Raw genomic sequence first — 12,884 nt, 5'->3', positions numbered from 1 at the left:
GCAACATGCAGACCGAAGACTTCCCACCCCAGATGCCACCGGCAGACTTCCCAGCGGCAGCCGCAGATGAAGCGCTGTTGCAGGCTGAAAATTTAGGAGCTGCTAGCGCTGAAGAATCCTTAGTTTCAGGTCTAAATGATGCTGAATGTCAGGAAGAGCAAGCGCAAGGCGCTCCTAAAACGGAAGTTTCTGCAGCCTGGGCCGTACCGGTGCCTGATGTAGCCACCTTGAGTGCGGCCAAAGACGCAGCGGCTTTCGTGGCGCAAATTTTTACCGACCCCAGTGTTTCGGATGAGGCCGATGCACCGGTCACGGCGGCGCAAGCGGTGCCGCAAGAACCCCAGGTAGAACTGCCTCCCGTGCCTGCGCAATGGCCATTGGGCCAAGCCCAGCACCTGCAAGGTCAGCGTGTGCTGATTGTGGGACTGGGCGCATCGGGCATGGCCATGGCCCGCTGGTGCACACGCGCGGGCGCGCACGTCACGGTTGCGGATACGCGCGAAGCGCCGCCGCAGCTGGCCGCGCTGCACGCCGAAATGCCTGACGCACGCTTTGTCGGCGGTGCGCTGTCAGCGGCGTTGGTGCAGGGGCAGAACCTGACATCGGTTTACCGCTCACCAGGCTTGTCCCCTGAGGTGATGGCGCCCGTGGTGGATGCGGCCCGTGCCATCGGCCTGCCGGTGGGCGGGGAGCTGGATTTATTTGCCGCCGCTTTGCAAGGCATGGCCACAGCCCACGGCTACGCGCCCAAGGTGCTGGCAATTACCGGCACGAACGGCAAAACCACCGTCACATCGCTGACCGGCAAATTGCTGGAACACGCAGGCATCAGCGTGGCAGTGGCAGGCAATATTGGCCCCACCTTGCTCGATACGCTGAGCGCCCGGATTGATGCGCACGATTTGCCCCAGGCCTGGGTGCTGGAGTTGTCCAGCTTTCAGCTCGACGGTGTGCAGGGCTTTGAGCCTACGGCGGCCGTGGTGCTCAACATTACCCAAGACCACCTGGACTGGCATGGCAGCATGCAGGCCTATGCCGCAGCCAAGGCGCGCATTTTTGGTGAGACCGGCTTGATGGTGCTCAACCGTGACGACCGCGTGGTGATGGAGATGCTGCCTCCGCCCGTGAAGGTCAAGCTGCACAAGCCGCAGTTGCGTGCGCACCTGACCTTCGGTGCAGACCTGCCGCGCAACCCCGGTGACTTTGGCATTGAAGTGGTCGCCGGAATGGCTTGGTTGGTGCGTGCCATGGACGTGGACAACGCGGGCCGCAAATCCCGTGATCCTCAGGAAGACCTGGTCATTCAGCGCTTGCTGCCTGCCGATGCGTTGCGCATTCGCGGTCGCCACAACGCCACGAATGCACTGGCGGCGCTGGCCTTGGCGCAGGCTGCAGGGGCACCCTTGGCGCCCATGCTGTATGGCCTGCGTGAATACCGTGGCGAGCCGCACCGGGTTGAGCCCATCGGTATGGTCAACGGCGTGGAGTACTTTGACGACAGCAAAGGCACGAACGTGGGCGCCACCGTGGCCGCCCTTACCGGGCTGGGCGCCGACCGCCGCATCGTGCTGATTTTGGGCGGACTGGGCAAAGGCCAGGACTTTGCGCCGCTGGCCGCCCCGGTGGCACGCTACGTGCGTGCCGTGGTACTGATTGGCCGCGATGCACCCCTGATCCAGCAAGCGCTGCAAGGCGAGGGGGTGCCCCTGCTCCATGCTGCCGACATGGCGCAAGCCGTGCAGTTGGCTACAGCCCACGCCAAAGAAGGTGATGCGGTGCTGATGAGCCCTGCATGCGCCAGCATGGACATGTACCGTGACTACGCCCATCGTGCCCAGGCTTTTATCGATGCGGTGCAAGTGCTGGCTGATGACGCCGGCCAAGTGCTGGAGGGCCACGCGGGATGAACGCCAAGCTGATCCAAGTGCGCGAGCGTGTACAGGGCTGGTTCCGCGGAACGGTGGACAAGCCCGTGGACGTTTTGCCGGTGCGCGTGGGCGGTACGGAATACCGCAAAACACGTGCGCTGCCCCCGACAGCGCTGGGCTTGGATCAATCGCTGATCTGGGTCGTCATCGGTTTGCTGGCGTGGGGCCTGGTGATGGTGTATTCCGCATCGATTGCCATGCCGGACAACCCCCGCTTTGGCAAGATTGAGCACTATCACTTCTTGCTGCGCCATGCGCTGGCGCTGGGCGTGGGCTTTGTGGCGGCGTTGCTGGCGTTTCAGATATCGATGAAGACCTGGGAGCGCCTGGCGATCCCCATGTTTTTGCTAGCGCTGTTTTTGCTGGTCATGGTGCTGGTGCCCGGGGTTGGCCTGGTGGTCAATGGTGCGCGGCGCTGGTTGCCACTGGGCATCATGAATTTCCAGCCCTCAGAGCTGGCCAAGTTTGCGGTGCTGGTCTATGCCGCGGACTACATGGTGCGCCGCATGGATGTGAAGGAGCGCTTCTTTCGCGCTGTGCTGCCCATGGCGGCGGCGGTCTTCTTTGTTGGTGTGCTGTTGCTGGCAGAGCCAGATATGGGCGCTTTCATGGTGATTGTGGTGATCTCCATGGGCATTCTGTTTCTGGGCGGGGTGAACGCCCGCATGTTCTTCCTGATGGCTGCGCTGGTGGTGGGCGCTTTCATGCTGATGATTGCGTTCTCCCCGTGGCGGCGTGAGCGCATCTTTGCGTACCTGGATCCTTTTTCGGCCGATCACGCGCTGGGCAAGGGCTACCAGCTGTCGCACGCCCTGATTGCCATTGGTCGTGGCGAGATGTTTGGCGTGGGCCTGGGGCGCAGTGTGGAAAAGCTGCACTGGTTGCCTGAAGCGCATACCGACTTTTTGCTGTCGGTGATCGGCGAGGAGTTTGGCTTTATCGGCATTCTCACTTTGATCATCGCCTTTGTATGGCTGACCCGGCGCATTACAGAGATTGGCCGTGAAGCGATTGCATTGGATCGTGTGTTTGCGGGCTTGGTCGCGCAAGGGGTGGCGTTGTGGTTCGGCTTTCAAGCCTTTATCAACATGGGTGTGAACCTGGGGGCCTTGCCCACCAAAGGCCTGACCTTGCCGTTGATGAGTTTTGGGGGGTCGGCCATTTTGATGAATTTGGTGGCGATTGCCGTGGTGCTGCGCGTTGACTACGAAAACAAGTTGCTCAGCCCGAGGATGAGAAAGTAATGAAAGATAAAGTCGCTTTGATCATGGCCGGTGGCACGGGTGGACACATCTTCCCGGGCTTGGCTGTGGCACAAGCATTGCGTGAGCAAGGCTGGCGCGTGCACTGGTTGGGCGCGCCTGAGAGCATGGAGTCACGGCTGGTGCCTCCGCAGGGTTTTCCACTGGAAACCATTGAGTTTGGTGGCGTACGCGGCAAAGGCATGGTGACGCTGGCGTTGCTGCCGCTGCGTTTGCTCAAAGCTTTCTGGCAGGCGCTGGCGGTGGTCCGCCGCGTCAAGCCCGATGTGCTGGTGGGCTTTGGCGGCTACATCACCTTCCCTGGCGGAATGATGGGTGTGCTGGCGGGTAAAAAACTCGTGCTGCATGAGCAAAACTCGGTGGCAGGTGCTGCCAACAAAGTGCTTGCTGCGGTCGCGGATCGCGTCTTTAGCGCATTCCCCGGGGCCTTGAAGCAAGCGCAGTGGGTGGGTAACCCGCTGCGTGAAGCATTTTTGCGGCAACCCGATCCGGCCCAGCGCTTCGACGGCCGAACAGGGCCGCTCAAGGTGCTGGTGGTGGGAGGCAGCTTGGGTGCCAAGGCGCTGAATGATGTGGTGCCGCAAGCGTTGGCCTTGATTCCAGAGGCATCGCGCCCCAGCGTTGTGCACCAAAGTGGCGCCAAGCAGATTGAGGCCTTGCGGGCCAACTATGCAGCCGCTGGCGTGCAAGCCGAACTGACCCCTTTTATTGACGACACGGCGCAGGCATTTGCCGACGCCGATGTGGTGATCTGCCGGGCAGGTGCCAGCACCGTTACAGAGATCGCTGCGGTAGGTGCTGCAGCCATTTATGTGCCTTTTCCACATGCGGTGGATGACCATCAGACCTCGAACGCCAACTTCATCGTGGAAGCCGGCGGTGGGTGGTTATTGCAACAACCTGCACTGAATGCACAAAAACTGGCAGAAATGCTACAGAATATGCAGCGTCCAACGCTCTTGAACGTTGCTCTTAAAGCTAAAACGATGCAGAAGATTTATGCAACCCGTGAAGTGGTTGCTGCGTGCGAGGAGCTCGCCGCATGAAACACGCCATTCAAAACATCCATTTTGTGGGCCTGGGTGGCTCTGGGATGAGTGGTATTGCTGAGGTCTTGCACAACCTCGGCTATACCGTCTCCGGCTCTGACTTGGCACAAAGCGCCACTTTGCAGCGGCTGCAGACACTGGGTATTCAGACTTTCGTGGGGCACGATGCAGCGCACGTGCAAGCAGCGGACGTGGTGGTCACTTCCACGGCCGTGCAAGCGGACAACCCTGAAGTGCTGCAAGCCCGTGCGCGCAAAATTCCCGTGGTGCCGCGCGCGCTGATGCTGGCGGAGTTGATGCGCTTTAAGCAAGGCATCGCGATTGCGGGTGCCCACGGCAAAACCACAACCACCAGCTTGGTGACCAGCGTTTTGGCGGAAGCGGGTCTGGACCCCACATTTGTGATCGGCGGCAAACTCAACAGTGCGGGTGCGAACGCCAAGCTGGGCCATGGCGACTACATCGTGGTGGAAGCCGATGAATCTGACGCATCGTTTTTGAACTTGCTGCCCGTGATGGCTGTGATTACCAATATTGATGCGGATCACATGGAAACCTACGGGCACGACTTTGGCAAGCTCAAGCAAGCCTTTGTCGATTTTCTGCACCGCATGCCTTTCTACGGCCGTGCCATTGTGTGCGCGGAAAGCCCCGCGGTGCGCGATATCTTGCCCGTGCTGGCACGCCCGGTGACCACCTACGGTTTTGCCGAAGATGTGCAAGTGCGTGCGGTGGATGTGCGTGCTGAAAACGGGCAGATGTGTTTTAAGGTGCTGCGCCAAAACGGCCAAACCTATCCCGCGCTGGATGTGCGATTGAGTTTGGCGGGCGAGCACAACGTACTCAATGCCTTGGCGGCTGTGGCAATCGCCATGGAGCTGGAGATCGAGGACGACGCCCTGTTGCGCGCCCTGGAAGGTTTCAAGGGCGTGGGGCGCCGTTTCCAAAGCTATGGCGATCTGCCATGCGCACAAGGCGGCACATTCACCGTGATTGATGACTACGGGCACCATCCCGTGGAAATGGCCGCCACACTGGCTGCTGCACGGGGGGCATTCCCTGGGCGACGCTTGGTACTGGCGTTCCAGCCGCACCGCTACACCCGCACGCGGGATTGCTTTGAAGACTTTGTCAAAGTGGTGGGCGAGGCGGACGTGGTGCTGCTCAATGAGGTGTATGCCGCTGGCGAAGCGCCGGTGGTGGCTGCCGATGGCCGTGCTTTGGCGCGCGCGGTACGTGTTGCAGGCCGCGTAGAGCCCATTTTTATTGAGAAAATAAGCGATTTGCCCCAAGTCATCGCGGACAATGCGCGATCGGGCGATGTGGTGCTGTGTATGGGCGCTGGATCGATTGGCGCTGTGCCTGCGCAACTGGTTGAAATGCTAGAGAAAAAAGAGCTGCAAGCGCAGAAGGGGTCTGCGTTATGAGCAAAAACATGAAAAATATCGACGTGCACGCTTTGGGTAAGGTCGCGGTGCTGATGGGAGGCCGTTCGTCCGAGCGCGAAGTCTCGCTCATGTCCGGGCAAGGGGTGCTGGACGCCTTGCGCTCGCAAGGGGTGGATGCCCATGCATTTGACCCCGCCGAGCAAGAGCTGGGCGCCTTGAAGCTCCAAGGTTTTGACCGCTGTTTCATCGCTTTGCACGGCCGTTTTGGTGAAGACGGCACCGTGCAAGGTGCTTTGGAATTGCTGGGCATTCCCTACACCGGCTCTGGTGTGATGGCTTCAAGCATGGCGATGGACAAGGTCATGACCAAGCGCATCTGGCGCTTTGAAGGCTTGCCCACGCCGGACTGGCGCATGGTGGCCAGCGCTGAGGAAACCTGCGAGGCCTTTGCCGGATTGGGTGCGCCCATGATTGTCAAGCCTGCGCGTGATGGCTCCAGCATGGGCTTGACCAAAGTGACGGATGCCAGCCAGTGCGCTGCCGCTTATGCCTTGGCTGCCAAATACGACGATGAAGTGCTGTGTGAGCAGTTCATTGCCGGTGAGGAAACCACGTGCGCGGTGCTGGGTGAAGGCCGTTTTGCCAAGGCTTTGCCGGTAATTCGCATTGAGGCGCCCGATGGTAACTACGATTACCAGAACAAATACTTCAACGATGTCACGCAGTACCACTGCCCCAGTGGCCTGCCTGCAGAGGAAGAGCTGCGCATTCAGCAGATTGTGGAAAAAGCATTCCGCACGCTGGGCTGCCGTGGCTGGGGCCGTGCAGACGTGATGATTCGCCAAAGCGATCGCCAGCCGTTTTTGCTGGAAATCAACACCTCTCCAGGGATGACCAGCCACTCACTGGTGCCGATGGCTGCGCGCGCCCAGGGCATGAGCTATGAGCAGTTGTGCCTGCATCTGGTGGCGCAAGCATCGCTGGACAGCGATTTACATCAGGAGCGCGCAATCTGATGAGCTACTCCATGTCAGCACCTTTTGACGTCAAACTCATGAACGTGACCGCTACGGCCATGTTCGCGGGCGTGGCCGTCTTGTTGCTGGCCGTGGTGAGTTGGTGGGCACTGCGCCATCCGGCTTTTTCGATTGCACGCATCGTCGTAGAGGGTGAGTTGGTGCACAACAATGCCGTGACTTTGCGGGCCAATGTGGCGCCGCACCTCACCGGTAATTTCTTCACCATCAATCTCAAAGAGGCGCGCGAGGCCTTCGAGCAGGTACCTTGGGTACGCCAAGCAGAGGTACGCCGTGAGTACCCCAACAGCCTGCGGGTGATCTTGCTTGAGCATGAAGCCCAGGCCTATTGGGGACCTGACACCGGCACCTCCATGGTGAACACCATGGGCGAAGTTTTTGAGGCCAATGTCGGCGAGGTAGAGCGAGAAGGCTTGCCTCGCCTTTCTGGTCCTCAGGGCTCGGCTGCGGATGTGCTGCGCATGTTCTATGCCCTTGAGCCTGCGTTCAAAGACATGGGCGCGCCACCGATTGATGCCCTGACGCTGCGCGATGGTGGCAGCTGGCTGGTGCAACTGGACAATGGTGCGCAGATTGAATTGGGTGGCGGTAAGGAGCAAGACGTGCTGCAGCGCATTCAGCGCTTTGTACGCACCTTGCCGCAAATTACCCAGCAGTACCAACGGACAACAGAAGCTTTGGAGTACGCGGATTTGCGCTACCCCGATGGCTATGCCTTGCGACTGCGTGGCGTGACGACGGTGTCACGCGAGAAGGCGCTGGAGATGGCGCGTCGCCAAGCTGCAGCGCAACAACAGGATAGTAAAAAAACACGACCTACTGAGGGCAGACACTGATATGGCAAGAGAGTACAAAGACGTCGTCGTCGGTTTGGACATTGGCACTGCCAAGGTCATGGCCGTGGTCGCCGAAGTCATGCCCAGCGGCGAGCTCAAGCTGGCAGGTCTTGGCGTGGCGCCGAGCAATGGCCTCAAGCGCGGCGTGGTGGTCAATATTGAAGCCACCGTGCAAAGCATTCAGCAAGCGCTGAAAGAAGCCGAGCTGATGGCGGATTGCAAGATCCAGCGTGTCTATACCGGTATCACCGGCAGCCACATTCGTGGCTTGAACCAAAGCGGCATGGTGGCGATCAAGGACAAGGAAGTCACACCCACCGATGTGGCGCGCGTGATTGAAACGGCCAAGGCCGTGAGCATTTCTTCGGACCAGCGACTGCTGTTGGTGGAGCCGCAAGAGTTTGTGATTGATGGCCAGGATGTGCGTGAACCCGTGGGCATGAGCGGGATTCGCTTGGAAGCCAAGGTGCACATCGTGACCGGCGCACAAAGTGCAGCGGAGAACATCATCAAATGCGTACGCCGCTGCGGCTTGGAAGTGGAGCAATTGTTGCTGAACCCGCTGGCAGCCAGCCAGGCTGTGCTGACCGACGATGAGCGTGACCTGGGCGTGGCCTTGGTCGACATCGGCGCCGGCACTACCGACGTCGCCATCTTCACCGGTGGTGCGATCCGCCATACCGCCGTGATTCCGATCGCCGGCGACCTGATCACCAGCGACATCGCCATGGCACTGCGCACCCCCACCAAAGATGCCGAAGACATCAAGGTGGAAAGCGGCTATGCCAAGCAGATGCTTGCCGATCCCGATAGCCAGGTGGAAGTGCCTGGCTTGGGCGATCGCGGCCCTCGCATGATCAGCAAGCAGGCGCTGGCGGGCGTGATTGAGCCCCGCGTGGAAGAAATTTTCTCGTTGGTGCAGCAAGTCATTCGTGAGTCGGGCTACGAAGAGGTGCTCTCTTCGGGCATCGTGCTCACCGGTGGCAGTGCTGTGATGCCGGGCATGGTGGAATTGGGGGAAGACATTTTCCTCAAGCCCGTGCGCCGTGGCGTTCCCAAGTATTCCAGTGCATTGGCCGATATGGTGGCTCAGCCCCGTTCCGCCACAGTCATGGGCTTGTTAGAAGAAGCGCGACAAGGAAGGTTGCGCGGTTTCAAGGTGGCACAAAAGAGTGGGTCTGTGAAGACTGCTTTTGGTCGATTTAAAGACTTCATTGTGGGAAACTTCTAACTATGTGCTCTCGACGCATGCGCATCACGGGTCCTCCCACCGATTTTCGATACCGACGCCGAAGAGAAGCCCCCCATACAGCTATAGCGAACCCAGTTAAAAAATTTCCAGGAGCACCAACATGACCATCGAAATGATCGAAGCCGAAACATTCAATCAGGGCACACAGATCAAGGTGATCGGTGTCGGCGGCGGCGGCAGCAACGCCGTCGAACACATGATTGCCTGCAACGTTCAAGGCGTTGAGTTTGTCAGCGCTAACACGGATGCACAGGCGCTGATTCGCAGCAATGCACACCGCACGATTCAACTGGGTCAAAGTGGTTTGGGCGCTGGTAGCAAGCCTGACAAGGGGCGTGAAGCTGCAGAAGCTGCCGTGGACGACATTCGCGCGGCCATTGAAGGCGCACACATGTTGTTTATCACCGCCGGCATGGGCGGTGGCACAGGCACGGGCGCTGCGCCCGTGATTGCGCGCGTGGCCAAGGACATGGGCATTTTGACCGTGGGTGTGGTGACCAAGCCTTTCGAATGGGAAGGTGGCCGCCGCATGACCAATGCTGACGGGGGCCTGGCCGAGTTGGAGGCGAATGTGGATTCGCTGATCGTGGTGCTCAACGAAAAGCTGCTGGAAGTGCTGGGCGATGACATCACCCAGGAAGAAGCTTTCGCGCAAGCCAACGATGTGCTGAAAAACGCCGTGGGCGGTATCGCTGAAATCATCAACGAATACGGCCACGTGAACGTCGACTTCGAAGACGTGCGCACTGTGATGGGTGAGCCTGGCAAGGCCATGATGGGGACAGCCCGCGCTTCCGGTCCTGACCGTGCCCGCATTGCTGCGGAGCAAGCCGTGGCCTGCCCCTTGCTGGAAGGCATTGACTTGTCGGGTGCCAAGGGTGTGCTGGTGCTGGTGACGGCCGCCAAGGGCAGCCTCAAGCTGGCCGAATCGCGCCTGGCCATGTCCACCATCAATGCCTACGCTTCGCCTGAAGCGCACGTGATTTATGGTGCGGCTTACGATGACTCGCTGGGTGATGACATCCGCGTGACCGTTGTGGCAACCGGCTTGTCGCGCCCCGCGGCACGACGCCAGGCCATGTCGGTGGTGCAAGGTGGTTTGCGTACCGGTACCGATGGCGACTTCGCCTATGCAGGCTCGCCCACGAATGCAATGGGTGGTGTGACCATGGGCGCTGCAGGTGTTGCGCCCACCATGGGTGCAGCCACGGGTGGCATGGGCGGTGGCTATGGCGATGTGAGCGTGCCCAGCGTGTGGCGCACCAACCGCACGCAAGCGGCTGCGCGCGTGGATGCCCTGTCTTCGGGCGGCATGGATGATCTGGAAATCCCCGCATTCCTGCGCAAGCAAGCCGATTAAGCGCTGAGCAAATCCACCTAAAAACCGGGCCTAGAGGCCCGGTTTTTTTATGTGCGAGTGCCCGGCACAAAACAGGGGTCAACGGTCTCTGGCAATCGGCGTTATAAATATTTCCAAGACCTTCTAAGGGCAGCAAACAGCCCCTCACCAGTAAAATCACGCCATGCTTCAGCAACGTACCATCAAGACCATCACCCGTGCCGTCGGCATGGGCCTGCACAGCGGCCAACGTGTCGAGATGACACTGCGCCCTGCGCAGCCTGATACGGGCATTGTGTTTCGTCGCGTGGACTTGCCAGAGCCTGTGGATATGCCCATCCATGCCCAAGCGATTGTGGATACGCGCATGGCGTCCACCATTGGTGTGGGCAATGCCAAGGTGCACACCATCGAGCACCTGATGTCAGCCCTGTACGGCTTGGGTATTGATAACTTGTACGTAGATATCACGGCCGAAGAAGTGCCGATTTTGGACGGATCTTCTTCCTCCTTCGTGTTCTTGCTGCAAAGTGCTGGCATTGAGCTGCAAAACGCTGCCAAGAAATTTATCCGCATCAAGCAGCCCGTGGAAGTGCGTGAAGGCGAAGGCAAGAGCCTCAAATGGGCGCGCTTTGACCCCTACCACGGCTTTAAGTTGAAGTTTGATATTGACTTCTCGCACCCTGCGGTGGACTCCACCGGGCAGTCGTTTGAGTTCGACATGGGCGAGGGCAACTACATGCGCGATATTGCCCGCGCCCGCACCTTTGGCTTTACCAAAGACGTGGAGATGCTGCGCACCAATGGCTTGGCGCTGGGCGGTGGCCTGGACAACGCCATCGTCATGGATGACTACAAGGTGCTCAACAGCGACGGCCTGCGCTACGACGATGAGTTTGTGAAGCACAAAATTCTGGATGCGATTGGCGACCTGTACGTCATCGGTCACCCGATCTTGGGCGCCTACAGTGCTTTTCGCTCCGGTCACGGCATGAACAACCAGTTGATTCGTGCCGTGCTGGCTGAGGATGCCAACTGGGAATTTGTCACTTTTGAAAATGAGCGCAAAGCTCCCGCAGGCTTTGCACAGACGGCACTCGCTTGGTGATTGGCAGCAGGTCTTGCCCGGCCTGAATCACGGTATAAAGCAGCCATGCTGATTTTTCGCTGGCTGCTTTTTATTTTGCTGATTGCCTCGGCACTGTGCTTTGTCTTCTTTCTGGGTACAGGCATGCCCCACTACAAATACTGGGGTTTTCTGATCTTGAAGTGGGCAGTGATTGCCGGGCTGGCGTTTTTTGCGGTTCTGGGGCTGTCGCGCTTTTTGATGATTTAGCCCGTTCGCACTGCAAGTTATTGCATCTGTAAAGCTGGTGCAAAGTGCGCGGCGTGCTTGCGCAAAGTACGGTAAAGCCGGGCGCTTTCGGGTGGTTGGGCCGTTTTTATCTCGCATCATGACGGCCATCAGCTGCAGAAATTGCTGCTGGGTTTCTTAGAAAGGATGCCGCTATGCGACTACAACGCCTCACTTCTTCCATCGCCATGGTGACTGCCCTGACCTTGGGTGCTAGCGCTGTGGCGCAAGCACAGCCTCATGGCGGGCCGCGCCACCATGGGCTACCACCGCATGCGCAAGGCCCGCAGCATGGCCCTCACTCTGGCTGGCAGCATGGCCCGCGTCCACGCCCGCAGCCGCATGGGTATTACGGCCACCGGCCACCACCGCCCGCCGTGCACCATTACCGCGGCGCTGGCCCGCGGCATAACTGGGTGCGGGGCTCTTATTTGCCGCCGCAGTACCGCGCGCCCCGCTATGTGGTACATAACTGGCGCGGTCACCGTTTGCACCAGCCGCCGCGTGGCTACCACTGGGTGCAGTATGGCGGCGACTACATGCTGGTGGCCATCGCTTCCGGCGTGATTACGCAGCTCATCATCAACGGCGTGCGTTAAAAAGCAGAGCTGCTAGCGCTTGTCAATTCATGGTTTCAGATGGTTTTATATCTGAAATCTATAAATATCAAGCGCTACAAGCTCACAAAATGAAAGCGTACAGGGCCTTCTGTGCTGCCGTAAAAAAACGCCTCGCAAGAGGCGTTTTTTGTTGGTCGGCGTATGCGTCTGTGCGTGCATGTGCCCGTGTCGTGGCAACTTGCTCAATATACCCGCCCGCCTTTGAGCATGGCGTGCTGCCTGCGTTGCAGCGTGGATTCTGCTGCCAGCTTGCTCAGGATGGAGCCCGCGTGCGCATGCGTGATGGCCAGGCCCAGGGCATCGGCCGCGTCGGTGCCCGGCAGGCCCGGCAGGCTGAGCATGCGTTTGACCATTTCCTGGATTTGCGACTTGGCGGCACGGCCATGGCCGGTGATGGCTTTTTTCATCTGCAGCGCCGTGTATTCAGCCACCGGCAAATCCTTGGTGACCAAAGCCGTCAGCGCTGCGCCACGCGCTTGCCCCAGCAGCAGGGTGGACTGCGGGTTCACGTTCACAAACACGATTTCCACCGCTGCGACCTGCGGCTCGTAGCGCGCAACGACTTCGCTGATGCCCTCGTACAAAATCTTCAAGCGCGCCGGCAGATTACCCAGCGCCACCCCTTCGGTGCGCGTGGTGCAAATGGTGCCGCTGGCCACATAGCGCAGCTGCTGGCCATCGCGCTCAATGATGCCAAAGCCAGTGGTCTGCAAGCCAGGGTCGATACCAAGAATTCGCATGAAGAAAAAAGGAGCTGCTTGCGCAGTCTGTATAAGCGTTAGGGGGCAATAAGGCTGGTCATCACTACGCCTCAAGCCC

At 59.5% G+C, this 12,884-nt stretch carries 12 protein-coding genes; 11 read left to right on the top strand and 1 reads right to left on the bottom strand.

The annotated features are described in order from the left end of the window. Positions 1–5: 5 nt before the first annotated feature. From murD to QEP12_RS03640, 11 genes are all read left to right on the top strand, one after another. A complete protein-coding gene (gene murD, locus QEP12_RS03690) occupies positions 6–1,907 on the top strand; it encodes a UDP-N-acetylmuramoyl-L-alanine--D-glutamate ligase (RefSeq protein ID WP_284213371.1) in 1,902 nt (633 codons plus the stop codon). Further along, complete coding sequence (ftsW, locus tag QEP12_RS03685; protein ID WP_219163905.1) at positions 1,904–3,172, top strand: putative lipid II flippase FtsW; 1,269 nt, start codon at positions 1,904–1,906, stop codon at positions 3,170–3,172. The genes murD and ftsW overlap by 4 nt, the downstream gene beginning before the upstream one ends. Next, positions 3,172–4,236 carry an undecaprenyldiphospho-muramoylpentapeptide beta-N-acetylglucosaminyltransferase gene (gene murG / locus QEP12_RS03680; RefSeq protein ID WP_284213370.1) on the top strand — a complete coding sequence of 355 codons (1,065 nt, stop codon included), beginning with the start codon at positions 3,172–3,174 and terminating at the stop codon, positions 4,234–4,236. Before ftsW ends, murG begins: the two co-directional genes overlap by 1 nt. Further along, entirely contained in the window at positions 4,233–5,666 is a 1,434-nt protein-coding gene (gene murC / locus QEP12_RS03675; RefSeq protein WP_284213369.1) for a UDP-N-acetylmuramate--L-alanine ligase, read from the top strand. The genes murG and murC overlap by 4 nt, the downstream gene beginning before the upstream one ends. Next, positions 5,663–6,643 carry a D-alanine--D-alanine ligase gene (locus tag QEP12_RS03670; protein ID WP_284213368.1) on the top strand — a complete coding sequence of 327 codons (981 nt, stop codon included), beginning with the start codon at positions 5,663–5,665 and terminating at the stop codon, positions 6,641–6,643. The genes murC and QEP12_RS03670 overlap by 4 nt, the downstream gene beginning before the upstream one ends. Next, on the top strand, positions 6,643–7,500 hold the full coding sequence (locus tag QEP12_RS03665) for a cell division protein FtsQ/DivIB (RefSeq protein ID WP_174863650.1): 858 nt from the start codon (positions 6,643–6,645) through the stop codon (positions 7,498–7,500). The genes QEP12_RS03670 and QEP12_RS03665 overlap by 1 nt, the downstream gene beginning before the upstream one ends. A 1-nt stretch (position 7,501) precedes the next feature. Continuing rightward, positions 7,502–8,731: a cell division protein FtsA gene (ftsA, locus tag QEP12_RS03660; RefSeq protein ID WP_174863648.1), complete on the top strand. Its 1,230-nt coding sequence runs from the start codon at positions 7,502–7,504 to the stop codon at positions 8,729–8,731. Positions 8,732–8,852: 121 nt separating this feature from the next. Next, entirely contained in the window at positions 8,853–10,112 is a 1,260-nt protein-coding gene (ftsZ, locus tag QEP12_RS03655; protein ID WP_219163909.1) for a cell division protein FtsZ, read from the top strand. A 163-nt stretch (positions 10,113–10,275) separates the two neighbouring features. Then, a complete protein-coding gene (gene lpxC / locus QEP12_RS03650) occupies positions 10,276–11,199 on the top strand; it encodes a UDP-3-O-acyl-N-acetylglucosamine deacetylase (RefSeq protein WP_284213367.1) in 924 nt (307 codons plus the stop codon). Positions 11,200–11,244: 45 nt separating this feature from the next. After that, positions 11,245–11,427: a hypothetical protein gene (locus tag QEP12_RS03645; RefSeq protein ID WP_174863646.1), complete on the top strand. Its 183-nt coding sequence runs from the start codon at positions 11,245–11,247 to the stop codon at positions 11,425–11,427. Between the two features lie 173 nt (positions 11,428–11,600). After that, positions 11,601–12,044, top strand: coding sequence for an RcnB family protein (locus QEP12_RS03640; RefSeq protein WP_284213366.1), 444 nt, complete (start codon positions 11,601–11,603; stop codon positions 12,042–12,044). 203 nt (positions 12,045–12,247) lie between these two features. Here the strand turns inward: QEP12_RS03640 and ruvC are convergent, their stop codons facing one another. Then, on the bottom strand, positions 12,248–12,805 hold the full coding sequence (gene ruvC, locus QEP12_RS03635; RefSeq protein WP_174863642.1) for a crossover junction endodeoxyribonuclease RuvC: 558 nt from the start codon (positions 12,803–12,805) through the stop codon (positions 12,248–12,250). Positions 12,806–12,884 lie beyond the last annotated feature (79 nt).

Source organism: Comamonas jiangduensis (assembly GCF_030162955.1).
Lineage (GTDB): Bacteria > Pseudomonadota > Gammaproteobacteria > Burkholderiales > Burkholderiaceae_C > Comamonas > Comamonas jiangduensis.
Note: the sequence above shows the minus strand (reverse complement) of the source record. Positions and strands in the feature narration are given on the sequence as shown.

Excerpts from the sequence above, each read along its gene's own strand:
- murD (WP_284213371.1), top strand. The coding sequence starts at position 6 with ATGCAGACCGAAGACTTCCCACCCCAGATGCCACCGGCAGACTTCCCA.
- ftsW (WP_219163905.1), top strand. The coding sequence starts at position 1,904 with ATGAACGCCAAGCTGATCCAAGTGCGCGAGCGTGTACAGGGCTGGTTC.
- murG (WP_284213370.1), top strand. The coding sequence starts at position 3,172 with ATGAAAGATAAAGTCGCTTTGATCATGGCCGGTGGCACGGGTGGACAC.
- murC (WP_284213369.1), top strand. The coding sequence starts at position 4,233 with ATGAAACACGCCATTCAAAACATCCATTTTGTGGGCCTGGGTGGCTCT.
- QEP12_RS03670 (WP_284213368.1), top strand. The coding sequence starts at position 5,663 with ATGAGCAAAAACATGAAAAATATCGACGTGCACGCTTTGGGTAAGGTC.
- QEP12_RS03665 (WP_174863650.1), top strand. The coding sequence starts at position 6,643 with ATGAGCTACTCCATGTCAGCACCTTTTGACGTCAAACTCATGAACGTG.
- ftsA (WP_174863648.1), top strand. The coding sequence starts at position 7,502 with ATGGCAAGAGAGTACAAAGACGTCGTCGTCGGTTTGGACATTGGCACT.
- ftsZ (WP_219163909.1), top strand. The coding sequence starts at position 8,853 with ATGACCATCGAAATGATCGAAGCCGAAACATTCAATCAGGGCACACAG.
- lpxC (WP_284213367.1), top strand. The coding sequence starts at position 10,276 with ATGCTTCAGCAACGTACCATCAAGACCATCACCCGTGCCGTCGGCATG.
- QEP12_RS03645 (WP_174863646.1), top strand. The coding sequence starts at position 11,245 with ATGCTGATTTTTCGCTGGCTGCTTTTTATTTTGCTGATTGCCTCGGCA.
- QEP12_RS03640 (WP_284213366.1), top strand. The coding sequence starts at position 11,601 with ATGCGACTACAACGCCTCACTTCTTCCATCGCCATGGTGACTGCCCTG.
- ruvC (WP_174863642.1), bottom strand. The coding sequence starts at position 12,805 with ATGCGAATTCTTGGTATCGACCCTGGCTTGCAGACCACTGGCTTTGGC.